The organism is Lentzea albidocapillata subsp. violacea, assembly GCF_900100275.1.
Lineage (GTDB): Bacteria > Actinomycetota > Actinomycetes > Mycobacteriales > Pseudonocardiaceae > Lentzea > Lentzea violacea.
In genome coordinates this window covers 23,515-47,888 of record NZ_FNET01000022.1, presented here as the reverse complement: position 1 = coordinate 47,888, position 24,374 = coordinate 23,515, and the positions used below count along the sequence as shown (strand labels likewise).

Annotated in this window: 22 protein-coding genes; 9 read left to right on the top strand and 13 right to left on the bottom strand. The window is 69.0% G+C overall.

Going from position 1 to position 24,374, the window contains the following annotated elements:
• Nucleotides 1-12: 12 nt before the first annotated feature.
• On the bottom strand, nucleotides 13-771 hold the full coding sequence (locus BLR21_RS33760; RefSeq protein WP_143028008.1) for an anti-sigma factor family protein: 759 nt from the start codon (nucleotides 769-771) through the stop codon (nucleotides 13-15).
• Between the two features lie 206 nt (nucleotides 772-977).
• Complete coding sequence (locus tag BLR21_RS33755) at nucleotides 978-1,727, bottom strand: TetR/AcrR family transcriptional regulator (protein WP_176929919.1); 750 nt, start codon at nucleotides 1,725-1,727, stop codon at nucleotides 978-980.
• Between the two features lie 98 nt (nucleotides 1,728-1,825).
• Here BLR21_RS33755 and BLR21_RS33750 point away from each other — a divergent pair, with 98 nt between their 5' ends.
• Both BLR21_RS33750 and BLR21_RS33745 read left to right on the top strand, forming a co-directional pair.
• Complete coding sequence (locus BLR21_RS33750; RefSeq protein WP_090012632.1) at nucleotides 1,826-2,770, top strand: ATP-binding cassette domain-containing protein; 945 nt, start codon at nucleotides 1,826-1,828, stop codon at nucleotides 2,768-2,770.
• Nucleotides 2,767-3,546 carry an ABC transporter permease gene (locus BLR21_RS33745; RefSeq protein WP_090012630.1) on the top strand — a complete coding sequence of 260 codons (780 nt, stop codon included), beginning with the start codon at nucleotides 2,767-2,769 and terminating at the stop codon, nucleotides 3,544-3,546. Before BLR21_RS33750 ends, BLR21_RS33745 begins: the two co-directional genes overlap by 4 nt.
• On the opposite strand, the gene BLR21_RS33740 is transcribed toward BLR21_RS33745, so the two are convergent.
• Entirely contained in the window at nucleotides 3,463-4,203 is a 741-nt protein-coding gene (locus tag BLR21_RS33740; protein WP_090012628.1) for a lipopolysaccharide core heptose(II) kinase RfaY, read from the bottom strand. The genes BLR21_RS33745 and BLR21_RS33740 overlap by 84 nt on opposite strands.
• A 102-nt stretch (nucleotides 4,204-4,305) precedes the next feature.
• Here BLR21_RS33740 and BLR21_RS33735 point away from each other — a divergent pair, with 102 nt between their 5' ends.
• A complete protein-coding gene (locus BLR21_RS33735; protein ID WP_090012626.1) occupies nucleotides 4,306-5,820 on the top strand; it encodes a M28 family metallopeptidase in 1,515 nt (504 codons plus the stop codon).
• Between the two features lie 50 nt (nucleotides 5,821-5,870).
• Here BLR21_RS33735 and BLR21_RS33730 read toward each other — a convergent pair whose 3' ends face one another.
• Nucleotides 5,871-6,725, bottom strand: coding sequence for a bile acid:sodium symporter family protein (locus BLR21_RS33730; RefSeq protein ID WP_256335107.1), 855 nt, complete (start codon nucleotides 6,723-6,725; stop codon nucleotides 5,871-5,873).
• Nucleotides 6,726-6,868: 143 nt separating this feature from the next.
• On the opposite strand from BLR21_RS33730, the gene BLR21_RS33725 reads away from it, so the two are divergent.
• Together BLR21_RS33725 and BLR21_RS33720 are read left to right on the top strand one after the other, a co-directional pair.
• Nucleotides 6,869-7,669 (top strand): NmrA family NAD(P)-binding protein, encoded by an 801-nt coding sequence (locus tag BLR21_RS33725; protein WP_090012622.1) that lies wholly within the window; start codon nucleotides 6,869-6,871, stop codon nucleotides 7,667-7,669.
• A gap of 106 nt (nucleotides 7,670-7,775) precedes the next feature.
• Entirely contained in the window at nucleotides 7,776-8,720 is a 945-nt protein-coding gene (locus BLR21_RS33720) for a DUF1152 domain-containing protein (RefSeq protein WP_090012802.1), read from the top strand.
• On the opposite strand, the gene BLR21_RS33715 is transcribed toward BLR21_RS33720, so the two are convergent.
• The 9 genes from BLR21_RS33715 to BLR21_RS33675 all read right to left on the bottom strand — a co-directional run bounded on the left by BLR21_RS33715 (nucleotide 8,714) and on the right by BLR21_RS33675 (nucleotide 18,520).
• On the bottom strand, nucleotides 8,714-9,733 hold the full coding sequence (locus BLR21_RS33715) for an MFS transporter (RefSeq protein WP_256335106.1): 1,020 nt from the start codon (nucleotides 9,731-9,733) through the stop codon (nucleotides 8,714-8,716). The genes BLR21_RS33720 and BLR21_RS33715 overlap by 7 nt on opposite strands.
• Before the next feature lie 262 nt (nucleotides 9,734-9,995).
• A complete protein-coding gene (locus BLR21_RS33710) occupies nucleotides 9,996-11,327 on the bottom strand; it encodes a cellulose binding domain-containing protein (protein WP_090012617.1) in 1,332 nt (443 codons plus the stop codon).
• A gap of 97 nt (nucleotides 11,328-11,424) precedes the next feature.
• Complete coding sequence (locus BLR21_RS33705; RefSeq protein WP_090012615.1) at nucleotides 11,425-11,745, bottom strand: hypothetical protein; 321 nt, start codon at nucleotides 11,743-11,745, stop codon at nucleotides 11,425-11,427.
• A 3-nt stretch (nucleotides 11,746-11,748) separates the two neighbouring features.
• Nucleotides 11,749-12,993, bottom strand: coding sequence for a choice-of-anchor P family protein (locus tag BLR21_RS33700; RefSeq protein WP_090012613.1), 1,245 nt, complete (start codon nucleotides 12,991-12,993; stop codon nucleotides 11,749-11,751).
• Nucleotides 12,990-13,643, bottom strand: a complete 654-nt coding sequence (locus BLR21_RS33695; protein ID WP_090012611.1) for an ABC transporter ATP-binding protein — start codon at nucleotides 13,641-13,643, stop codon at nucleotides 12,990-12,992. Before BLR21_RS33695 ends, BLR21_RS33700 begins: the two co-directional genes overlap by 4 nt.
• Entirely contained in the window at nucleotides 13,640-14,332 is a 693-nt protein-coding gene (locus BLR21_RS33690; RefSeq protein ID WP_090012608.1) for an ABC transporter ATP-binding protein, read from the bottom strand. The genes BLR21_RS33695 and BLR21_RS33690 overlap by 4 nt, the downstream gene beginning before the upstream one ends.
• Nucleotides 14,329-16,146 carry an ABC transporter permease gene (locus tag BLR21_RS33685; RefSeq protein ID WP_090012606.1) on the bottom strand — a complete coding sequence of 606 codons (1,818 nt, stop codon included), beginning with the start codon at nucleotides 16,144-16,146 and terminating at the stop codon, nucleotides 14,329-14,331. The genes BLR21_RS33690 and BLR21_RS33685 overlap by 4 nt, the downstream gene beginning before the upstream one ends.
• A 78-nt stretch (nucleotides 16,147-16,224) precedes the next feature.
• Nucleotides 16,225-17,619: an ABC transporter substrate-binding protein gene (locus BLR21_RS33680; protein ID WP_090012604.1), complete on the bottom strand. Its 1,395-nt coding sequence runs from the start codon at nucleotides 17,617-17,619 to the stop codon at nucleotides 16,225-16,227.
• Nucleotides 17,620-17,761: 142 nt separating this feature from the next.
• On the bottom strand, nucleotides 17,762-18,520 hold the full coding sequence (locus BLR21_RS33675; RefSeq protein WP_090012602.1) for an SGNH/GDSL hydrolase family protein: 759 nt from the start codon (nucleotides 18,518-18,520) through the stop codon (nucleotides 17,762-17,764).
• 137 nt (nucleotides 18,521-18,657) lie between these two features.
• On the opposite strand from BLR21_RS33675, the gene BLR21_RS33670 reads away from it, so the two are divergent.
• The 4 genes from BLR21_RS33670 (at nucleotide 18,658) to ilvD (ending at nucleotide 24,304) form a co-directional block, all read left to right on the top strand.
• The gene (locus BLR21_RS33670; protein WP_090012600.1) at nucleotides 18,658-19,557 is read left to right on the top strand and encodes a DUF4142 domain-containing protein; all 900 of its coding nucleotides are present in this window, start codon (nucleotides 18,658-18,660) and stop codon (nucleotides 19,555-19,557) included.
• Nucleotides 19,558-19,652: 95 nt separating this feature from the next.
• Complete coding sequence (locus BLR21_RS33665; protein ID WP_090012598.1) at nucleotides 19,653-21,122, top strand: DUF1996 domain-containing protein; 1,470 nt, start codon at nucleotides 19,653-19,655, stop codon at nucleotides 21,120-21,122.
• Between the two features lie 152 nt (nucleotides 21,123-21,274).
• Nucleotides 21,275-22,438, top strand: a complete 1,164-nt coding sequence (locus BLR21_RS33660) for an alginate lyase family protein (RefSeq protein ID WP_090012595.1) — start codon at nucleotides 21,275-21,277, stop codon at nucleotides 22,436-22,438.
• Between the two features lie 177 nt (nucleotides 22,439-22,615).
• A complete protein-coding gene (gene ilvD, locus BLR21_RS33655) occupies nucleotides 22,616-24,304 on the top strand; it encodes a dihydroxy-acid dehydratase (RefSeq protein ID WP_090012592.1) in 1,689 nt (562 codons plus the stop codon).
• Nucleotides 24,305-24,374 lie beyond the last annotated feature (70 nt).

The following is a 24,374-nucleotide window of genomic DNA, read 5'->3' as shown; positions in this document are numbered from 1 at the left end:
CTGTTTCCACCCTTACAGGTTCGCCACCACGAACTGCTTGCCCTCGGTGTTCTCGACCGCGATCGACCGCACCTGGTCCGACGGGACGCTCACCATGCCGCGTACCGTCGCGCCCTCGACCCTGCCCTTCTCGGACGAGGTCCACGCGAACGCCTCGGACTTCGTGCCGTCCTTGGCGATCACGACCAGCTTGCACTTCTGCAGGGCGGGCAGGCCGTTGATCTTGGCCGTGACCAGGTACCGGTCCTGTGACGACGGTTCGATGCCCGCCACCAGCTTGATCCCGCCCGTCGCCGTGGCCTCGCCCGTGCGTGGTCCGGCGATCGACGTCTGCGGCGCCTGGTTCTGCATGAACGCCGCGGCACCCCCGAACGCGACCACCGCGGCTACTGCCGCGGCGGCGAGATAGCCCGGCCAGCGCCGGGGCTTGGCGTGCAGCGGTTCGGGAAGGTCCTCCACCGGCTGCGGACTGGCTCTCGGGCGTGGGGCGGCCTCCCGCTGCTGCGGAATGGCCGACTCCTGCCTGATCTGCCGCAGCGTGCGCTGCAGCACCAGGTCCGACGGCATGGGCAGGTCGTCCTCGAGCTCGTGCAGAAATGCCTCACGAGGCACGTCGTCAAGTGCTGTTCGGATCCGATGGAAGTCGGCGACCTGCGCACGGCAGGACGGACAGCCCCGAAGGTGCTGCTCCACGCCAAGACTCTCGTGCGCGTCCAGAACGCCGAGCGCGTAGCAGCCAAGGGTGACCGCGTCGTGCGCGCCAGCTGTCATACGACCTCCTCGTCGTCCCGATTCGACCCCCGCGGCGAAACGGTGTCACAAGGAAAACGGGCAGATAGGAGTGGTCGGTTCAGCGTTCGAACGAGTTCATTCTGATTGCGCATAACAATGGCATTACGTAACCGCCCAACTACCCTTCCACCTCGTGCTGAGCTGCCCTTTTCACTCGATCGGACGACTCAAGGTGCGGTGATTGACTACAGGCACGCCTGTGGACGAACCAGCGGTCGTTCCTCGGACTCGATGAACACCGCGAGGCCGTCCAGGACCCGTGCGAGACCGAACTCGAACTCGTCCAGGAGGCATTCGAAGCCGCCCGAGTTCCAGATGTGGGTCATCATCGGCAGCCGGTCCGGCGTGAAGTGCTCCCAGAGCGCCTCGCGGCCGTCCCACCAGTCCTCCTCGGACACACCGGTCTCCCGTTCGGCCTGGACGCGGTCCGCCATCGTGCGGCCGACGCCGTCGACGAAGTGGGACACCGTCGTCACCACGGCGACGATCTCCTCGGCCGCCAGCCCCAGCTCCGAGACGGCGGCGTAGGCCGCGTCCTGACGCGTCATGGCGTGCGGGCCGGGTATCCGGCGCGAGGCCGTCAGCTGCAGCATCCACGGGTGCGCGCGGTACATCGCCCACACCTGCCGGGCGAAGAACTCCAAACCGGCGCGCCACGGGCCCTTGGGCGTGGGCTCGGTCTCGCCCCACACCGCGTCCACCATCAGGTCCAGCAGCTCGGACTTGCCCGGCACGTGCCGGTAGAGCGACATCGCGGTGTTGCCCAGCGTCTCGGCGACCCGGCGCATGGTGAGCGCGTCGATGCCGTCGGCGTCGGCCACCTTGATGGCCGCCTCGACCACTCGCGACTGGCTCAGCGCGGCCTTCGGTCCCCTGGTCGGCTCGGCAGGCGGCTCCCACAACAGGCGCACGCTCCGGTCCCGATCGCTCTTCACCCAGCCCCCTTCACGAACCTGCTTGCTGTGAATCCTAGAACCGTGTACAACGTACACCTAGTGTACAACGTAAGCAGTTAAGCCATGGGGGTGAAGTCGTGGGACACGCGGTGCTCGCGGAAGGCCTGCGCAAGAGATTCGACAAGAACTGGGCGCTCGACGGGTTCGACCTGGCCGTGCCGACGGGAACGGTGTGCGGACTGCTCGGCCCGAACGGCGCCGGCAAGACCACGGCGGTGCGCATCCTGGCCACGTTGCTGCGCCTGGACGGCGGCCGTGCCGAGGTCGCGGGCCACGACGTGGTGCGTGAGGCACCGGCCGTGCGCCGGCAGGTGGCGTTGAACGGCCAGCAGTCCACGGTCGACGACGTGCTGACCGGCAAGGAGAACCTGGTCATGTGGGGGCGGCTCTACCACCTCTCCAAGCGCCAGGCCGAGACGCGGGCGGACGAGCTGCTGGAGCAGTTCGGGCTCACCGACGCGGCGGACAAGCGGGCCAAGCAGTACTCGGGCGGCATGCGGCGGCGCCTGGACCTGGCGTCGAGCTTCGTGATGCGGCCGTCGGTGCTGTTCCTGGACGAACCGACGACCGGCCTCGACCCGCGCAACCGCGGTGAGGTCTGGCGGGAGGTGAAGCGGGTCGTCGCGGAGGGGACGACGGTGCTGCTGACCACCCAGTACCTGGACGAGGCCGACCAGCTCGCGGACCAGATCGTCGTGATGGACACCGGACGGGTCGCCGCGCAGGGCACGCCGGACCAGCTCAAGTCCAAGCTCGGCGGCGACCGGATCGAGGTCGTGGTCCGCAACGCCGACGAACTGCCGGTCGTGGCGGACGTGCTCGGCCCGGACGCCGAGGTGGACCCCGACACGTTCCGGGTGAGCGCTGCCGTCGCCGACCGGGTGGCGGCACTGACGCGGGTGACGTCGGCACTGGCCGCGAAAGGCGTGGAAGCCGAGGACATCGCGCTGCGGCGGCCGACCCTCGACGACGTCTTCCTCGCCATCACCGGGCACAAGGCAGTCTCGGAGGTGCGGGCATGAAGTATGCGGTCGTCGACTCGTGGATCGTCGCCAAGCGGGACCTGATCCACTGGGTGCGCGAGCCGGTCAGGGTGTTCGCGAACCTCGCCTACCCGATCATCTCGGTGCTGATCTTCGGGCTGGTGTTCGGCAGCGCGATGAACGTCTTCGGCGGCGGTGACTACATCGAGTTCCTGCTGCCGGGCATGTTCGGCCAGACCATCGCGTTCGGTGTCGGCTCCACGCTGATGATGGTGTCGATGGACGCCGACCGCGGCGTGACGGACCGGTTCCGCGCCTCGCCGATGTCGCAGACCGGCGTCGTGGCCGGGCGCAGCATCGCGGACCTGGTGAACTCGTCGCTCGAACTGCTGGTGCTCGCGCTGTGCGGGCTCGTGATCGGCTGGTCGTTCCGCGACGGGCTGCTCAACGCGCTGCTGGCGTTCGCGCTGTTCCTGTGGCTGCGGTTCGCGCTGGTCTGGGTCGGCATCTACCTCGGCCTGCTGGTCAAGCCGGAGGCCGCGCAGGCGTCGTGGATGTTCCTGTTCCCGCTGACGATGTTCGCGAACACGTTCGTCTCGCCGGAGCTGATGCCGGGCTGGCTGCGGGTGGTCGCGGAGTGGAACCCGCTGTCGTCGACCGTGGCGGCGGCGCGTGAGCTGTTCGGCAACCCCGGGGTCGGCGGCGACTCGTGGGCCGCGCAGAACTCGCTGCTACTGGCCGTGCTGTGGCCCGCGGTGTTCGTGGCGATCTTCTGGCCGCTCTCGGTGCTGAAGTACCGCAACCTCAGCCGCTGAGAAGTCGGTCCGGAACTGGTCGGTGAGCCAGCTCGCGAGCAGTCGCCGCCAGTTCCGGACCCTGGCCAGCATCTCGGGTTTCAACGTCCGGTCGCTCTCCCACTCCTGCCAGTCCTCGCTCGCGAGCCAGCCGACGCAGCCCGCGATCCGGTGGATCCTGAGGAGTTTCAGGTCGGGCGTGTGGCCGTAACCAGTCCAGAACGCTTGGGGCAAAACGGTTCCGTGCAGGTAGAGGTGTTCCTCGAACGCCGCCAGCTCGTCGAGCGGGTTGCCCTGGCCGGGGTTGTCCCAGTCGATCAGCGTGGCCCTGTCGTCGCTGACGATGATGTTGTAGAGGTTCACGTCGTTGTGCAGCAACCCGACCTGGTGGACCTTCGCGAACGCCTCGCCGATGTGCCGCCAGACCTCTTCGGACACCGGCAGCGCGTCCGCCAGCGTCCGGCCCTCGACGTACTCGACCAGCACGTCACCCCGGCCGTTGTGCGCGAGGACCTCCGGCGCGCCGGGCACCACGAACTTCGGCAGGTCGCGCGCCACCTTGGGTTGCCGCAGCACGGCTTTGCGCCCGTCGGCCAGCGTCACGAGGTGCAGGACGTTGGTGAGGCCCTCTCCTTCCAGCGGCTCGACGCGGACGGCGGTCTCCAGCAGTCGGAACAAACACCCACCTCCAGTGGTGATCGGTGTAACACAAGGCACATCGGACAGATAAGGAACGTCGGGGGATGCATTCGGCGGCGAAGTACGCATGGAGGCATACCGATGGTTCAACGTTCTCGGCGCTTGGCGCTGTTCGCGGTCCTGACACTGGTTCTACCACTGGCTGTGACCGGACAGGCACTCGCTGATCCCAACAACAACTCCCCTGCGAAGCTCACCAAGGCCGTCACGCTGGACGGCGTCCTGCGACATCTCGACGCGTTCCAGTCCATCGCGGACACCCACGGCGACCGCGCGTCCGGACGTCCTGGATACCAGGCGTCGGTGAACTACGTGGTCTCGCAACTGAGCGCGGCCGGCTACTCGCCGAGCGTGCAGGAGTTCGACTTCCCGTACGTGGAGGACGACTCACGGCTCGACCGCGTCGCTCCTGCCCCGCGGATCTTCCAGCGGGACAACGAGTTCACCCGCAACGGGTTCACACCGACGTTCGAGGGTGACGTCACCGGCGTCATCCAGCCCGTCGACGTGACCGTCCCGCCCGCGCCCGTGCCGAACACGAGCACCAGCGGGTGCGAGGCAGCCGACTTCGCCGGGTTCGTCCCCGGCCGCGTCGCGATGCTGCAGCGCGGCACGTGCGGGTTCAGCGTCAAGGCGCTGAACGCGCAGGCCGCTGGGGCGGCCGCGGTCATCCTGTTCAACGAGGGCCAGCCCGGCCGCACCGGACTGACCACACCGATCGGCGACACCCCCGGTCTCGCGATTCCCGTGGTGTTCGCGACCTACGCCGCCGCCGAGGAGCTCATCGTGCTCACGCCGGGCGCCACGGTGCGGGTGAAGGTCGACTTCACCGAGGAGATCCGGAAGGCGTGGAACGTGTTCGCCGAGTCCCGTGCCGGCAACGCGAACAACGTCGTCATGGCCGGCGCGCACCTCGACAGCGTGCAGGACGGGCCCGGCATCAACGACAACGGCAGTGGCACGGCCGCGTTGCTGGAGACCGCGATCCACCTGAAGAAGGTCAAGACCAACGCTAAGGTCCGCTTCGCCTGGTGGGGCGCCGAGGAGGAGGGCCTGCTCGGATCCGAGCACTACATCGCCACGCTGCCGCAGGCCGAGCAGGACAAGATCGCGCTGTACCTGAACTTCGACATGGTCGGCTCGCCGAACCACTTCTTCGGCATCTACGACGGTGACGACTCGAGCGGCACCGCGCCCGTGCCGATCCCGCCGGGGTCGGCGCAGATCGAGGACGTGTTCGAGAAGTTCTACGCCGACCGCGGCCTGCCGTCGGAGGACACGGACTTCTCCGGCCGCTCGGACTACGGGCCGTTCATCGCGGTCAACATCCCGGCCGGCGGCCTGTTCACCGGGGCCGAGGACGTGAAGACCGCCGAGCAGGCGGCACGGTACGGCGGCACCGCGGGCATCGCGTTCGACCCGTGCTACCACCAGCCGTGCGACACCAGGTCGAACCTGAACCTGACCGCACTGGACGTCAACGCCGACGCGATCGCCACCGCGGTGATCACGTTCGCGTTCGACACCTCGACGGTGAACGGCGTACGTGCGCCCGGCAAGTCGCACGGACGCGCACCGCAGGGTTCCGCTAGCTAGACCAGAGGTCGCACCGGTGATCCGCCGGTGCGACCTGCTTGGTCACCGCTTCAGACCACGGCTTTGTTCCGCGACAACAACCGTGCCGCCACCGCCGCCGGCAGGTACATCAGCACGCCGTACACGGCGGACGGGATCGCCATCGTCTCGTCGTTGAGCACGGTCAGCGCCAGCGTGATCGCGATCGTGGCGTTGTGGATGCCGATCTCCATCGCGCTGGCGATCGCCTGCTTGCGCTCCACGTTGAACGCCTTGGGCACGTAGTAGCCGATCAGCAGGCTGAAGATGCTCAGCAGCAACGCCGCCGGGCCGAGCGTCCCGATGTTGTCGATCAGCTGCTGGTAGGCCTGCGCGATCGCGGCGATGATGACGAGCACCAGCACCACGACGGACGCGATGCGCACCGGGTCGTTCATCTTCAGCGCCCACGCCTCGAACCTGCGCCGCACCACCATGCCGATCGCCACCGGCACCAGCACGATCGCGAAGACCTGCACGAACTTCGCGGGCTGCAGCCCGACCTCGGCGTTGTCCGCCATGAAGTGCGCCATGCTCAGGCCGACCACCAACGGCAACGTGAACACCGCGAGCACCGAGTTGATCGCGGTGAGCGTGATGTTGAGCGCGACGTCCCCGCCGGCGAGGTGGCTGAAGAGGTTCGCCGACGTGCCGCCCGGCGACGCGACGAGCAGCATCATGCCGACCGCGAGCACGCCCTTGAGCCCGAACGCGAGCACCAGGCCGAGGCAGACCGCGGGCAGGACGATCACCTGGCAGGTGAGCGCGATGACCGCGGCCTTGGGGTACTTCGCGACCCTGGCGAAGTCCGCGACCGTGAGGGTGAGACCGAGTCCGAACATCACCAGGCCCAGTGCCAGCGGCAGGAAGATCTGTACGACTAGCACGGTGGCCTCCGCGGATGTCCAGCTTGTCCAGTGTGATCTGTTCGGAAGATCCTGGCGTTACCCCTGGGCTGATGGAATAGGCCAGGTGGCGGCACCGCAACCCGGATCCGTGATAGTCCTGTAGAAAACCTTCTGGAGGAAGAATGATCGCGGCGGTGCTCGGAGCGACCGGCAAGCAGGGCGGTGCCGTCGCCCGGCACCTCGTCGCGGCGGGCTGGGACGTCCGCGCGGTGACCCGCAACCCCGAGGTTCCCGGCGGCACGGTGGCCGACCAGGACTCACCGGAGTCGCTCGCGCAGGCCTTCTCCGGTGCCGACGCGGTGTTCAGCGTGCAACCCGCGCCGCACGACCCCCGCGCGCCGCAGGGCTACTCCCCCGCCACGGAGACCCGCTGGGGTCGCAACGTCGCCGACGCCGCGCTGGCCGCCGGCGTCGCGCACCTCGTCTACGCGTCGCTGGTGGAGGCCGTCGAGGAGACCGGCGTCGCGTCGTTCGACAGCAAGTGGGAGGTCGAGCGGCACATCGCGGACATCGGCCTGCCCGCGACCGTGCTGCGGCCGACGACGTTCATGGACGGCCTGTACGCGCCCGGCCTGCCCAAGCTCACCCACCTGCTGCACCCGTCGGTCCGCTACCACCTGGTCGCGGTGGACGACATCGGCGCGATCGCCGCGCGGGTCATCGCCGATCCCGACCGGTTCATCGGCTCGTCGCTGACGCTCGCCGGGGACCTGCTGACGCCTGTGGAGATCGCCGGGTTGATGGGTCTGGAGTACGAACAGTTCCAGGTGGACGATCCGGAACTGCGGAAGGTGTTCACCAGCGACGCCGAACCGGACGTCGACATCGAGGCCCTGCGCTCTCTGCACCCCGGGCTGCGCACCTTCGCGGAGTTCCTGGAGGACACTGGACGCCGTGCAGATCGGCGTGTTCACGGCCGGTGACCTCGAACCGGCCGGGATGGTCGCGCTGGCGGTCGCGGCCGACGAGGCGGGGGCCTGGCGGTGAAAGTCGGCAGCCCCGGGACGTCGAAAAGCTATGGTCGGCGGTGTGTTCAGCCTTGCCACACCGCCGCTCTTCGCCAGACTCCACGACGCACAGAACGTCCTGATCGCGGGAGCGGGCGGGGGATTCGACGTGTTCGCGGGCATCCCGCTCGGCGTCGCGCTGCGCGGGCAGGGCAAGCGGGTGCACTACGCCAGCCTCAGCTTCAGCGACCTGGAGCGCCTCGACCTCGGCGCGTGGCTCGAGCCCGGACTCGCCGCCGTCGCACCGGAGACCTCCGGCGAGGACGCGTACTTCCCCGAACGCGAGCTCGCGCGGTTCCTCGGCGACACCGTCTACGCGTTCCCGCGCACAGGTGTGCGGCCGTTGCGCAGGGCGTACCGCACGATCATCGAGAAGCACTCCATCGACGCGGTCGTGCTCGTCGACGGCGGCACGGACATCCTGCTGCGCGGCGACGAACAGCACCTCGGCACGCCGACCGAGGACATGACGAGCCTTGCCGCGGCCGCGGGCATCGACGGGGTGGTGAAGATCGTGACCAGCCTGGGATTCGGCATCGACGCGCACCACGGCGTGTGCCACGCGCACGTGCTGGAGAACCTGGCGGCGCTGGACAAGCAGGGCGCGTACCTCGGCGCGTTGTCGATCCCGTCGGACAGCTTCGAGGCCCGCGCCTACACGACCGCCGTCCAGCAGGCGCAGGACGCGACGCCGTTGTCACCGAGCATCGTGAACGGCCAGATCGCGGCCTCGCTCCGGGGCGAGTTCGGGAACGTGCAGTTCACCAGGCGCACCGAGGGCAGCGAACTGTTCGTGAACCCGTTGATGGGCGTGTACTTCAGCGTCGACCTCGACGCGCTGGCCCGCGGCGTGCACTACCTGCCCGCGCTGGAGAAGACGCGGACGGCGTTCGACGTGGCGCTCGCGATCGAGGAATACCGCGAGACCAACGACGAACGCCGCCCGAAGCGCGCTCTCCCTTACTGACGACGCCGGATCACCAGCGCCACCACCAGGACCATCACGCCGATCGCCACCGCGGATCCGAGCACCCACAGTGCGTAGACCGCGAACGCCACGAACTCCGCCCCGATCGACGCCACGGACGTGACCGTCGCGCGGGCATCAGACTCGATCCGGTGCTGGAGCTCGGTCTCCACGTGCACCAGCACGAACCGGTACAGGCCGTAGAACAGTCCCAACAGGATGATCGCGAGCGGTACGGCCAGCAGCGCCGCCACGATCAGCAACGCACCCGAGGCGAACAGCGCCCAGCCACGGAACGGCAACCGGCCGGCGAGCGAGGCACCGGCGGCGCCCATCAGCGGCACGCCGATCGTCGCCATCGGCACCCACACCGTCGGCACGCTCCAGTCCTGCGCCAGCAGTGTGAAGTACTCCTCGAACGCGTCGATCGCGTACACCAGGGCCACCGCGAGCACGGCACGTTTGATCGGCACGGACGCGCGCAGGCCGGTCGTCAGCGTCGCGAGGTACCCGAGTTCGTCGTCGTCCTCGTCGTCGCGTTCGGGTTCCGGGAACCGCAACGCGATCACCGCCGACGCGAGGCACATCGCGACCGACACCCAGCCCGCCAGCTCATAGCCACCGAAGGAGAACAACGCCGTGGCGATGACCGCGACCGGAACCTGGGCGATCAGCTCGATGGTGTCGACGCGGGCGTTGAGCCGGCCGTACAGGTCCTCGTCGCCGTTGGCCGCCAACCCGTCGTAGAGCAGGGCCTCGAAGGCACCGGACTGCAGCGTGCCGCCCAAGCCCCACAGTACGAAGCCGGCCGCGAATCCCCAGAACGACGGGAACAGCACCCAGGCCGCGTACCCGAAGGCTTGCAGCACACCGGAAGCGACCAGGCAGCCTCGCCGCGAGAAGCGGTCCGCAAGCGCACCCGACGGCACCTCGAACACGACCGAGGTCAGCGACCAGATCGCGAGCAGCACCGAGATGGAGGCGTCCGACAGCCCGCTGTCGGCGAAGAGCAACGCGTACAGCGCGTAGATCGGGATGAGGTGCGAACACCATGCCCACGCCGTCGCGGTTCGGGATAGATCAGTTGAAGATCAATGTCGTCGTCGCATGGGACAAGACTAGGCCGCCAGCGCCACCGAATAAATGGCGCTGACGGCCTGTAGTCGCCTAGTGGTGCGACCCGGAAGGTCGGCTGGGTAATTCACGCTCAGCAGGACACCTCACGATGCGCCCGTCTGACCGCGAATTCGCCCGGCAACCTTCCGGGCCGCACCACTAGAAACCTGCGGTGATCTTCGTGAACGCGAGCTCGGACTGCTGGATGCCGGAGCAGTGCGCGGCCACCTGGCCGTCGCAGCCACCGCGGTCGCGGTTGACCGACCAGAAGGCCAGTCGCCCGAGGCCGTTGGACTTCGACCAGTCACGGATGGCGGTCCAGTCGTCGACCGTGGTCAGCTCGCGCTGGTCCGACAGGCCGTTCATGCCCGAGATGCCGACGTGCTGGAACGCCTCGGCGTCGCTCCAGCCGAAGGTCGACCTGAGCTTGTTCTTCAGCCCCGTGGCCGCGTTGATGGTGTCGGTGCGGATGTTGGCGCTGCCGAAGTTGAACGGCATCAGCGTGAACACGTCGATGTTCGCGTTCAGCGCCTTGGCCTGGTCGATGAGCCGGTTGCCCCAGAACTCGGGACCGGTCTTCGAGGTGCCGATGGTGACGATCGTCTGCAGGCCGGGGTTGTTCTGCTTCACGATCTTCAGCGCGCCCAGGATCCGGTCCTGCACGACGGCGTTCTCGAACTCGTCGGTGTTCTCGATGTCGATGTCGATCGCCTTGAGCCCGTAGGCGCTGATCACCTGCTGGTACGCGCCGGCCAGTGCCTCGGGGGTCGAGCAGTTCGGGCCGAGCTTGTTGCCGCTCCAGCCACCGAACGACGGCACGATGTCACCGCCGGCCGCGCGGATGGCGTTGATCGCCTGCTGGTCCGCGCCACCGGTGAGCGGGCGCTGGCCGTCCCACGACGGGGTGCACCCGCCGCTGGACAGGATGAACGCGAGGGTGAACCACTTGACGCCGGTCTGGCTCATGACCTGCGTGGCGCTCTGCGGGTTGCCCCAGCCCAGGTACAGGTAGGGCGCGCCGCGGCCGGTGCCGGGCAACGGCGGGTTCGACGTCGTGGTCGTGGTGGTCGTGGTCGTCGTCGGCGGGTTGCCGGTGCCGTCGCACGAACCGCCGTTGACTTTGCAGCCGGACGGGCTCGCGCCGGAGCCCTTGACGGTGAAGCCGAAGCTCACCGAGCCGCCGACGGGCACGCTGCCGTTCCAGGTGTTGCGGACGGTGATGTTCTGGCCGTTCGCCCCGTAGCTGCCGTCCCACAGCGACGCGATCGACTGCCCGCTCGGCAGCGTGAACTCGACGGTCCACGACGTGAGCGCGGACGCGCCGCTGTTGGAGATCGTGTACTTCGCCTCGTAGCCGGTGCCCCAGTCCGAGGTCTTGGTGAACGCCGCCGTCACGCCCGACGCGCCACTCGCGGGCGCGGCGGCAACGCCTCCGACCACGGTGGCTATCGCCAGGCCGAGGGTCAGGATCTGCCAGCGAAATTTCTTCATGGTGCTCCATTCACGCGCAGGGGGTACGTGATGGCAGGCACGTTAACTGGTCTAAACCACCCGTTCAAGGGGATGAACCGGACATCGTTCGCCCTCGTCAGAGCCCGGCGGGAGAACGCTCCGCGCCATCGCGATCGCGCTCCTCCAGCAGTTGCAGCAGGGCGTAGGTGGTCTGCCGCTGCTCCTCCACGAGCTTCGTCAGCCACGATCCGAAGTAGAGGAACCCGCCGACGCCGATCAGCCCGACACCCAGGATGCCGCCCGACACGACGTACGGGATCTGCTCGAAGGTGTAGCCGGTGTGCGCGACGCCCCACCAGGCGAAGAGGATCGCCGCGATCCCCGCCGTCATCAGCATCGTGCCCACGAGCCCGAGTCCGCTGCGCATCCGTGCGCGGCGCCGGTCCTGGATCGTCATCGCTCACCCGTTGCGGAGGTCGGGGACACCGGTCGGGTGTCCGGAGGGACAGGGGGCGCCGCCCAGCAGGAAGGTGCCGAACGACTTCATGCCGAACGCTCCCGCCGCCGCGACCCCGAGACCGGTGAGCACCAGCAGTGCCGGTACGCCGGGGAAGTCGAGCAGCGAACGGGGTTTGGCGCGGGCGGACGCGACCGGTGTGACCGTCCTGGGCGGCGTCACGCCCGCGACCGGAGGCGCGCCCAGTGCCGGTGGCGAGGTGTCGGCGGCGGGCGGCACCACGGGCATGATCGGGGCGGGTGCGTCCGGCGGTGTCAGAGGTGCTGAGGCGGAAGCGTTTGCGACGGCCTCGGTGTCGCCGACGACCACCACCATCTTGCGCAGCGGGTTGAGCAGCGGCACGAGTTCCTTGGGCAGCAACGGGGCCAGGACGCCGTCCAGGATCCCGCCGAGACCGAGCTTGGTGCGCAACGCCAGCACGTCGACGGTCAGCGTGAGGCCGCGGCTGGAGGACGTCGCCGCCGCGCCTTCGAGCTTCGTCGCGGCCGTGGGCCAGGTGAGGGTGATCCCCAGCGGTTCCAACGCCTTCAGCAGTCCGTCCGGCGGCGCGTCCGGCGCCTTGACCGGGAACTTCTGGCCCAGCACGGTGAACTCGGCGATCGAGAACGTGCTGGTGCCGCTCCCCTTGCTGCCGTCGCTCACGGCGACCGACTCGAACTTCACGCCCGACAACACGACCAGGCCCGCCAGCAGTGAGATCGTCTGCGCGGACGTGACGGCGGTCGAGCGGGCCTCGGACGCGCCGGCCGAGCTGACGCTGCTCGACGACAGGCCGTCCGCGGTCAGCAGGAACGGCACCTCCTGCTTCGCGCCCGCGTGGGACTCGGCCTTCGCGGCTCCGGCGGTGGCCTTCATGCCCGGCTTCGACTCGTCCGCCGGGCCACCGGGGTGTGCCGCGTTGGCCTGCACCGGGTAGGCGAAGCCGAGCAGCTGGGGCAGGCCGGTGCCGACGGCCGCGCCCGGCCACAGCGAGCTGGCGACCGACCGGCCGATCGGGCCGGAACCCAGTTCCGTCTGCGTGTAGGAGAGGTGCACCTCGCCCTGCGGTTCGGCCGGCACCGGGATCAGGTCGGTGTGCAGCAGCACGGACACCGGCGCGGCGTGGGCGGTCAGCGTGAACCCGCCGATGTCCGCCTTCGCGGGTGCCGGGGACAGCAGGAGGAGCAGCAGGACGAGCGCGTACCTCATGACGTCCCTCCGAAGTAGACGGTGGCCAGATCGCTGCCGGCGGAGATCTCGCCGTGCGTCATCACGACGACCTGGTCGGCGACGGCCGAGGCGGTCTCGGCGAACTGCTCGACGATCAGCATCGTTACGCCGGACCGCGCCAGCTCCCCCACCACCTCGTACAGCTCGGCGACGATCACCGGGGCGAGGCCCATCGAGAGCTCGTCGATCACGAGCACGGCCGGGTCGGTGATCAACGCGCGGGAGAACGCGAGCATCTGCTGCTCGCCGCCGGACATCGAGCCCGCGAGCTGCCGGTGGCGTGCCTTGAGCTTCGGAAAACGTTGGTAGACCAGCTCGGCGTCGCCGCGCATCAGCCTCAGGTTCTCCGCCACGGTCAGGTTCGGGAAGATCGCGCGGCCTTCCGGGATCGTGCACAGGCCGGCCCGGGCCAGCTCGTCGGGCGGGGCGTCGTTGACGTGCACCCCGCCCAGGTGGACGTGGCCGGATGTGGCCCTGATCTGTCCACTGAGGACTTTGACGAGCGTGGACTTGCCGGCACCGTTCGGGCCGAGCAACGCGGTGACGGTGCCGCGCGGCACGTTCAGCGACACCCCGCGCAGCACCTCGATCCGGCCGTAGCCGGCGTGGACGTCCGTGATGTCGATCATCCGAGGTACGCCTCCCGGACACCTTCGTGCGCACGGACGACGTCCGGAGTGCCGGAGACCAGCAGCCGTCCCAGGTTCAGCACGTGCACGTGGTCGCAGTAGCCCATCACGAGGTCCATGTCGTGCTCGACCAGCACGACCGAGCGGCCCTCCGCGCTCAGTTGCCGCAGCAGCTCACCGAACGCGTCGGTCTCCGCCCGGTCGAGGCCGGACGACGGTTCGTCCAGCAGCAGGAGGCTGGGATCGGTGGCCAGGGCGCGAGCCAGTTCCAGCAGGCGCGCGGCGCCGGTCGGGACGGTGTCGGCCTGGTTGCCCGCGAACTCCGCGATCCCGACCCGTTCCAGCAGTTCCCTGGCCAGCTTCGCGGGCCTGCGGCGGCTTTCCAGCGCCACCACGACGTTCTCCCAGACCGTCAGCGACCCGAAGACCTCCAGCCGCTGGAACGTCCGCGCGACGCCGAGCCTCGACCGCTGGTGCGGCCCCCTGGTGGTGATGTCCTCGCCGTCGAGCAGCACCCGTCCGGCCGTCGGCCTGCGCAGCCCACTGATCACGTCGAACAACGTGGTCTTGCCCGCGCCGTTGGGCCCGATCAGGCCGGTGACGCCGGGTTCGACGGTCAGGGACACGTCGCCGACCGCGGTCACCTCGCCGAAGCGGACCGTCACGCCCTCCACCCGCAACGTGCTCATGCGCGCCGCCAGGACCAGGCCCGGAAGCCCCAGCCGACCAGCCCGTTGGGCTCGCGCGCGAGCCCGGCCGCCGCCACCCCGAGCAGCACGACCGCCACTCCCGCGAACGCCGGGAAACCGCTCTGCAGCACGGGAAGCAGCATCAGCAGCACCCCGCCGAGCAGTGCGCCGGACACCGACGTCACGCCCGCGATCACCGCGAACAGCAGCAGCGGCAGGTTGTTGAACAGCTGGAAGTCACTCGCCGCGACGGTCTCCCGTAGCTGGGCGAACAGCCCGCCCGCCAGCCCCGCGATCGCCGCCGACAGGGAGAACACCCACACCCGGATCCAGCGCACGTTCAGCCCGAGCGTCGCGCACGCCGCCGAACTGTCCTTGACCGCGATCATCCGCCGCCCGAGCCGTCCGCGCCGGACGGCCAGCACGCCGACGCCGACCAGGACGAAGACGGCCGCGCACAACAGCAGCTGAGCGGTCGCCGACTCGACGAGCTTCGGCACCTGCAGACTGCCCCGCACGCCGAACGCGATCGGCGACTGCAGCACGAGCTTGTCCATGAGCTGCGCGAACCCCAGCGTCGCCAGCGCCAGGTACAGCCCACTGACCCGCAGCGCCGTCAACGCGATCAACGCCCCGACGGCCGCCGCGACTCCGGCCCCGATCAGCAACGTCACGGGCGACGGACTGCCGAGCCGCGCCACCGTCACCGCGCCCACGCCGACGAACGTGAACTGCCCCAGCGACACCACACCGCCGTACCCGGTGAGCAGCACCATCGACAGCAGCACGATCCCGAACACCAGTGCCAGCGCGAGTTGCCCGGCCACCACCGAGTCCACCAGCAACGCCAGCACGACGACCACACCCGCGAACAGCCCGGCGCCCACGCCGGTCGTCAACGCGTTCGGCACGGCCACCCCGCGCGATCCCCGGACACCACCGATCCGCAGCGGCGACTGCGGCATCGCGAGCAGCACCACGAACAGCAGCAGGGCCGGAATCGCCGCCCGGAAGGAGATCCAGAACGGCGACGACGGCAGGTACGCCACCGCGTACGACTGCACCAGCCCGAGCCCGAGCGCGCCGGCGAACGTCCACGGCAGACTCCGCAACCGCCCCACCAGGGCGGCCGTGTACGCGGTGATCACGAGCAACGTCATCGTCACGTAGTCGAGCTGCACGACCGGCGTGAGCAGGATCCCGCCCAGCGCCGCCAGCGCCGACCCGATCGCCCAGCTCAGCGCCGACAACCTGGCCGGCCGCGTCCCGTAGAGCGCGGCCAGCTCCGGCGCGTCGACACAGGCCCGCATCGCGAGCCCGGTCCGCGTCCGGTTCAGCAGCACGTACAGCCCACCGGCGACGAGCACCGCGCAGGCCAGCGTCACCAGATCGTGCCCACTGACGAACGACTGTCCGATGTGGACGCCGAGCTGGTCGAGGAACGGCCGCACCGGACGCGCCTGCGGCGGCCAGAGCACCTGCGCCACCCCGATCAGCCCGACCAGCAACCCGACCCCGGCCACCAGCGTGATCCCGACCGGCGCCCCCGCGAGCCGCCGCATGACGAACCGCTCGACCACCAGCCCGAACAGCGGCGCGCCCACACCGACCACGAGCAGCAGCGCGAGCCACTGGGGCAGGCCGCGGTTCTCGGCGAGTTCCCAGTAGAGGAACGCCATGACCATGCCGATCGCGCCGTGGCCGACGTTGAAGACCTTGGAGGTGCTGTAGGTCAGCACGAGGCCGCCGGCGACGACGGCGTACGCGCCGCCGGTGACGAGGCCGAAGATGGTGTAGGCGAGCAGGGCGGTCATGAGCCGCTCCCAGCAGGGAGGCCGAAGGCCGGGCAGGCGAGCAGGGCGGTCATGAGCCGCTCCCGGCGAGGAGGGTGGTCATCCGCCCACCCCCGTGTCGATCAACGACCCGCACGAGTACCCCGAAGCGGGCGCCAACCGGCTCCACGTCCCGCCCTTCAACCGCACCAGCGTCATGCAGGCCGAAGTCCGCTTCCCTCCCACGTCCTGCGGCGCGACCATGCCCTCGGCGGTGAAGTCGTGCACCCCGCGCACCGCCTCGATCATCGCCTTGCGGGTGAGCTGCGGCCCGACCTTCGCCACCGTGGTCACGAACAACCGGGCCGCCGCCCAGGCGAACATCCCGAAGTACGAGGGCGCGGCACCGGGCGCCACCCGCCCCAGCCACTGCTTGTACAGCGCCACCTGGGCGTTCGCCTCCTCGAACAGGGCGCCGTTCGTGTAGACCACGGTCCCCTCGACCGCCGCTCCGCCCTGCTTGATGTACTGCGGGTCGTACGCGGACGGGTCCGTGATGAACGCCTCCGGCGTGTATCCCTGCTGCCGCATGGCCTGCTGCAACCGCACCGCGTACTGCGCCGAGCCGATCCAGTACACGATCTTGGTGCCGGTCTCCTTCAGCTTCGCCACGTACGGCGCGTAGTTGACGTCGGTGATGTCGATGGCCTGCGAGTAGACGAACTTGATCCCGCGTGCCTCGGCCGCCTTCTGCATGCTGCGCGCGTTCTGCGCGCTCGCGTCGGCGTTGAGGTACAGGTAGGCCGCAGCACCGATGCCGCCGGGGAAGCTCGACTTGACCAGGTCCGGTCCGGCCGACGACACGAGGTTCACGACGTTCGACGCCACACCGAAGCTCACGGGTGTGCGCTGGCGTTGTGCGGTGACGGTCGAGGCCCGCAGGTCGGGTATTCCGCAGCCGGCCGCCGCGGGTCCGCCGCCCTGGTCGAACGCCGACATCGAGCCGACCAGCGCGAAAGCCTGTTCGCAGGCCTGGGAGGTGGCCTGCTGGTCGCCTCCGCTGTCGGTGCGGGAGTCGAACGAGACGAGCTTGAGCTTGCGTCCGCACACCGAGCCCTGGGTGGCGTTGAAGTACTCGACGAACGCCTTGGTGGCCTGCTGGGCCGACTGGAAGAGGCCGGGCACCGGACCGCTGATGTCGGAGATGTTGGCGATCGTGATCTCGCCGGCCGTGACGCCCTTGTCCGTGGCGCCGCCGGTGCCCTGGCAGCCGCCCGCGATGCTGCCGGGCGGGTTCGGCTTCTGGTCGGGCTGCTGCGGGTTCGCGGCGCCCGGCTGCTCCGCGGTGCCTTCGGGCACCACGCCGTCCTCGCCGGTCACCGCACTGTCCTGGGTGCCGGCCGAGCCTCCTTGAGGCACGACGAGTGCCGCCCGTTGCTCGTCGGTGAGCCTGCTTCCGCAGCCGGCGAGCAACGCGCAGATCGTGAGTGCGATCAGTGCGGTCCTGCGACGCATGAGCACTGACGCTAGGGCTCTGCATCAATCCAGGTCCACGCGTCTTCTAGAACGCGTTCTACATGCAAACAATCGTCGCGAAATCCGTCACCAAAACGCGGTCGCCTCGTTAGGAGCGACCGCGTCAAGGAACACGTTCTACCTACGACGGCGGCAGCGGCTCCGGACGGCGCGGCCGGATCACGTCACCGGACGACTCACCGCGCACCCGTCGCATCACCCACGGCACGACGTGCTCGCGCGCCCACCTCCAGTCCTCCGCGCGCCGGACGCGGCGGTCGACCAGCGGGGCCACGCCCAGCACGGTCCGCTGCAACGAGTGCGGGACACCGAGAGCGTCCAGAACGGAGATCGCGACCTCGGCGTGCCCGGACGAGTTGAGGTGCAGCCGGTCCGGCGACCACATACGACGGTCGCGCAGCTGACGCATGTTCCACATGTCGCCCAGCACGCACGAGTGCTCGGCGGCGATCGCGCGCACGTGCTCGTTGTAGATGGCCACGCGACCACGCATCCTGCGGAACACCGGGTCGTCACCGCCGTCGACGCCGGTGAAGAGGATCACGCGCGCGCCCGCGTTGGACAGGCGTGCGACGGCCGCGCGGTAGCGGCGCATCAACGCGTCGATGTCCACCTTGGGTCGCATGAGGTCGTTGCCGCCCGCGTAGAGCGACACCAGGTCCGGCTTCATCGCCAGAGCGCGTTCGAGTTGCTCACCCAGCACCTGCGGCAGCAGCCGGCCGCGCACGGCCAGGTTGGCGTAGGTGAACTCGGGGTCCGCCGCCCCCAGCACGTCGGCGACGCGGTCCGCCCAGCCCCGCACACCATTGGGACGGCCGGCGTCTTCGTCGCCCACACCCTCGGTGAACGAGTCCCCCAACGCCACAAAACGCTTGCTCATGCTCACGACCCTATGACGGGCATTCGGCGCAGAGTCGACGGGGGTTGCGGCCGCTTCGATAACGTTTCGGTAACGGCAACGTCTCGAACTGAGGCGGCTTCCCATTCCTGGCCGTATTCCCGTTCGTGCGACTCCCCATGGACTTGGCGAAGCCGACGCGACTGATGGTCGCGCTGGCAGGCTGTGCGCTGGCGGTGCTCCTGAACACCGGAACCGCTGCCGGGCAGCCCGCCACGCCGTCGACCCCCATCTCCACACCGCCGCCGGACAGCAGCGGCAAGGGCGACGAGATCGTCCAGACGCAGTGGGGACCCCTCGGACCGGCAGACCGGGACTTCATGAACCGGGTCAAGACAGCCGGCCTGTGGGAGAAGCCCGCAGGCGAGAAGGGCAAGGCCAAGCGCGCCGACCAGCCCAAGATCCAAGAGGCCTGCAAGCACCTCATCGAGGGGCACACCCTCCTCGACAACGTGGTGAACCGGGCGGGCGTTCTGCTCGGCCACACGTTGCCCACGGAGGCCTCGGACGAGCAGAAGGGCTGGCTCGCCGAAATGGACGCGGCGACCGGTGACGAGTTCGACGCCGTCTTCGCCAACCGGCTCCGCGCGGCGCACGGCAAGGTCTACGCCTACGCCGCGCAGATCCGGGCCGGCACCAAGAACGAGCTCATCCGCATCCTGTCCACGCAAGCGATGATCACCGTCTTCGACCACATCAAGGTGCTCGAGGAGACCGGTCGCGTCGACTTCGCCGGACTGGAATCGCCACAACCGCTCGCACCGCCCCCGCCCGTGAACGACTCCGGGACCCCGGAGGCGACGGGCGACCAGGCGGCCGAGCAGACGGCCAACCCGACCGACGGCGTGATCCCGACCGTGCCGCAGGGCACCAGGTTCACCCGCACCGCCGAGCAGGGCGTGTTCGGGGACAACAACGGTGTCTTCTTCGGCGCCATCGCCGTGCTCGCGCTCGCGCTGGTGGGGATGCGAATGATCTCCCGATCGAAGAAATCACGGCGGAAATCTCGTTCGTACTGACAAAAACAGCACACCCAGGTTCATCCCGAAGATAGCGGCCCCTAACCGCCGTCAGCTTCACCATGCCGTTTTATCGGACTACCACGAGGTGGCAAATGGCTATTCACCGGAGGAAATCCACGATCTGGCTCACCGCCGCCGCTGCGGCGATGGCCGTGGTCGCGGGCGGTGCCGCGGTGGTGGCCGTCAGTTCTTCTGATGGCTCCGCGCTCGCCGACGGTGCGGACAAGAGCTTGTTCGTCGACATCACCAAGGTGAAGCCGAACGTCAAGAAACCAAGGGCGGAAAACGACGCCACCACCGGGACGTTCACCGTGGACTGCGGCAGGAACGAGAACGGGCACTTCAACCCGGACAACTTCATCGCGCAGCCTGGTGTCCGCAACGGTGCCGAGCACCTGCACGACTACGTCGGCAACCTCTCCACGAACGCGGACTCGAACAACAAGTCGCTGCAGGCGGCAGGTACGACCTGCAAGAACGGTGACAAGTCCGCCTACTTCTGGCCCGTCGTCCGCATCATCGACGAGGAGCCGGACGAGGCCGCACCGCCCGCCGAGCAGGCCCCGCCGAAGAAGGACGACAAGGCCCAGCAGGACAAGGACAAGGCGGCCAAGGAAGCAGCCCAGCTCGAGTGCCCCGACGTCGCGTCGCTGCTGCCCGAGGACGTGCCGGACGCGGCCCAGCCGGAGATCGACCGCGAGCTCGAGAACGTCGAGAAGGTGACGGCCGAGGCCGAGAAGAGGCTCGAGCAGGTCAAGGCGCAGGACCGCGACAACATCATCGTCGGCCCGACGCGCGAGAAGCGCGCCGCCATCCTGAACCGCATGATGCTGGCGTTCAGCCGCCAGGGCAAGCAGGCTCCCGACCTGAACCCGGCCGCCGCCTGTGCGGTGAAGGACCAGGCCCAGGGCGAGAAGGGCCTCGACAACGGGGGCGAGAACAGCGACGACGCCCAGGCCGAGGGCACCGAGAACAAGAAGAACGAGAACAACCCCGAGGAGAACGCCAACAACGAACTCGAGGGCAACGAGGGCGAGATCCAGCGCCCCGCCGTCGTCGACCTGACCTTCCGCGGCAGCCCGACCGGCAAGGTCACCGCGATGCCGAAGTTCCTCCGCGTTCTCTACGGTGACGCCAAGGCCGGCCAGAACGGCCCGAAGAACGCCAAGGCGTCCTGGACCTGCACCGGCTTCGAGGACAAGGTCCTGATAGACAAGTACCCGATCTGCCCGCAGGGGTCGAAGGTCAAGCGCGTGCACGACTTCCCGAGCTGCTGGGACGGCAAGAACATCGACTCCGCGAACCACCGCGACCACATCGTGTTCCCCGACCAGAACGGCAAGTGCAAGCGGGGCTTCAAGGCCGTCCCGCAGCTGCGCATCTCGCTGACCTACAACATCCCGCTCGACGTCCAGCAGGACGGTCGCTACCTGGTCGACTCCTTCCCGGAGGAGGAGCACAACCCGCTCACCGACCACGACGACTTCGCGAACGTGATGTCGCAGAAGATCATGAACCGCCTGGTCAAGTGCATCAACACCGGCAAGAAGTGCCGCGAGTGACGCTCTGACCACGTAGTTCAGCTAGGCGAAATCCCCTGGTGCCCCTCCCGCGCACCAGGGGATTCTCGTTGTGCGGCTTCGCATTGTTCACCAGCGTGAATCCTGTACCGGAACAGTTGACCGCAAAGGTATAGACCACTGACACTGGCCGCATGGTCACCCGTTCCTGCACGGTTCTGATCGCCCTGCTGGCATCTCTTCTGGTCCCGGTCACCGCCCAGGCGGCGCCGGCGACGTTCGTCCACCCGGGAGTCGTGGTCTCCCGGCCACAGCTGGACTTCATGCGCACCAAGGTCCTGGCCGGCGCCCAGCCGTGGAAGACCGCCTACGACCGCATGATGGCGTCGAAGTACGCCGACCTGAACCGCACGCCGAAACCACGGGCGGTCGTCGAGTGCGGCCCGGTCAGCAACCCCAACAACGGCTGCACCGACGAACGCGAGGACGCGCTCGCCGCCTACACGCTGTCGCTGGCCTGGTACGTCACCCGCGACGCCAGGTACGCGACCAAGGCCATCCAGATCATGGACGCCTGGTCCGCCACCATCCGCGACCACACCAACTCCAACGCCCCGCTACAGACCGCGTGGTCGGCCAGCAGCTGGCCCAAGGCCGCCGAGATCATGAAGCACGTCTACCGCACGTGGCCGGGCAGCGCGCGGTTCGGCACGATGCTGCGCGACGTCTACCTGCCCGAGATCCAGAACGGCCGCGCGAAGACCAACGGCAACTGGGAACTCAGCATGATGGAGGCGTCGATCGGCATCGCCGTGTTCCTGGAGGACCGCGCGGCCTACGACAGGGCCGTGAGCATCTTCCGGACGCGCATCCAGGCGTTCATCTACCTGACCACCGACGGGTCGCTGCCGAAGACGCCGCCGGGCAGTGGCATCGACACCAGGGCAGAGATCATCTCGTACTGGCACAACCAGTCCACGTTCGTCGACGGCCTCACCCAGGAGACCTGCCGGGACTTCGCCCACACGGCCTACGGGCTCTCCGCCGCCTCGCACCTCGCGGAGACCGCGCGGCACCAGGGCCAGGACATCTGGGGTGAGATCAAGGACCGCATGCGGCACGCATGGGGCCTGCACACCAAGTACCAGAACGGCGCGCCCGTGCCGTCCTGGCTGTGCGGCGGTTCCTACCGCCGTGAGCTCGGGCCGACGCCGGAGGTCAGCTTCACCGCGCTGAACACCAGGCTGGGCATCGCGATGACGAACACCAAGATCTACACCGAGTCGAAGCGTCCACACGGGACCGACAACCTGTTCATCGCCTGGGAGACGCTGACTCACGCAGCCAACCCCAGCTAGGACGTAGTGCCGTGGGGCGAAATTGGGTGAGCTAATTCACGCTCAGCAGGGCGGCTCGCGGCACCGCCCCCACGCCCCCATACGTCCAGTATGAGGACGTGGGGGCGGCACCACGATCCACCCGCCTGACCGCGAATTACCACGGCAAATTTCGCCCCACGGCACTAGCGTGCGCTCATGACCGAGACACCGGACGTGAAGCCACGCAGCCGCGACGTGACCGACGGCCTGGAGCGCACCGCCGCGCGCGGCATGCTCCGGGCCGTCGGCATGGGCGACGAGGACTGGGAGAAGCCGCAGATCGGCGTCGCCTCGTCGTGGAACGAGATCACGCCGTGCAACCTGCCGCTGGACCGGCTCGCGAAGGCGTCGAAGGACGGCGTGCACGCGGCCGGCGGGTATCCGCTGGAGTTCGGCACGATCTCGGTGTCGGACGGCATCTCGATGGGCCACGAGGGCATGCACTTCTCGCTGGTCTCGCGCGAGGTGATCGCCGACAGCGTCGAGACCGTGATGATGGCCGAGCGGCTCGACGGATCCGTGCTGCTCGCGGGGTGCGACAAGTCGTTGCCCGGCATGCTGATGGCGGCGGCGCGGCTGGACCTGGCCAGCGTGTTCCTCTACGCCGGGTCGATCCTGCCGGGCCGGGTCACGCTGACCGACGGCACCGAGAAGGAAGTCACGATCATCGACGCGTTCGAGGCCGTCGGGGCCTGCGCGCGCGGACTGATGAGCCGTGAGGACGTCGACCGGATCGAACGCGCGATCTGCCCCGGCGAGGGCGCGTGCGGTGGCATGTACACGGCGAACACCATGGCGAGCGCGGCCGAGGCGCTGGGCATGTCGTTGCCCGGCAGTGCCGCTCCTCCGGCCACCGACCGGCGCCGGGACGGGTTCGCGCGCCGCTCCGGCCAGGCCGTGGTCGAGATGCTGCGCAAGGGCATCACCGCGCGGCAGATCATGACGCGCGAGGCGTTCGAGAACGCGATCGCCGTCGTGATGGCGTTCGGCGGCTCCACCAACGCGGTGCTGCACCTGCTCGCCATCGCGCACGAGGCCGATGTCGAACTCAGCCTCGACGACTTCAGCCGCATCGGCGCGCGCGTGCCGCACCTGGCCGACGTGAAGCCGTTCGGCCGGCACGTCATGACGGACGTCGACCGCATCGGCGGCGTGCCCGTGGTGATGAAGGCACTGCTGGACGCCGGTCTGCTGCACGGCGACTGCCTCACCGTCACCGGCCGCACGGTCGCCGAGAACCTCGCCGACATCGCCCCGCCCGACCCGGACGGCCTCGTGCTGCGCGCGCTCGACAAGCCCATCCACCACACCGGCGGCATCACGATCCTGAAGGGCTCGCTCGCCCCGGAAGGCGCCGTGGTCAAGTCGGCGGGCTTCGACTCGGACGTCTTCACCGGCACCGCCCGCGTGTTCGACCGCGAGCGCGCCGCCATGGACGCCCTGGAGGACGGCACCATCACCGCGGGCGACGTCGTCGTCATCCGCTACGAGGGTCCCAAGGGCGGGCCGGGCATGCGCGAGATGCTCGCGATCACCGCGGCGATCAAGGGCGCGGGCCTCGGCAAGGACGTCCTGCTGCTCACCGACGGCCGCTTCTCCGGCGGCACGACGGGCCTGTGCGTCGGACACGTGGCACCGGAGGCGGTCGACGGCGGCCCCATCGCGTTCGTGCGCGACGGCGACCAGATCACGCTGAACGTCGCCTCCGGGACCCTCGACGTGGCCGCGGACCTCGACAGCCGCCGCGAGGGCTGGGCTCCGCTGCCTCCGCGCTACCAGCGCGGCGTGCTCGCCAAGTACGCCAAGCTGGTCGGTTCGGCCTCGCGCGGCGCCGTGTGCGACTAGGCCCTTAGGTCCCCCACTCGGCTGAATTGCCAGGCGGGCGCGGGTCACCCGGTCGGTGGATGACCCGCGA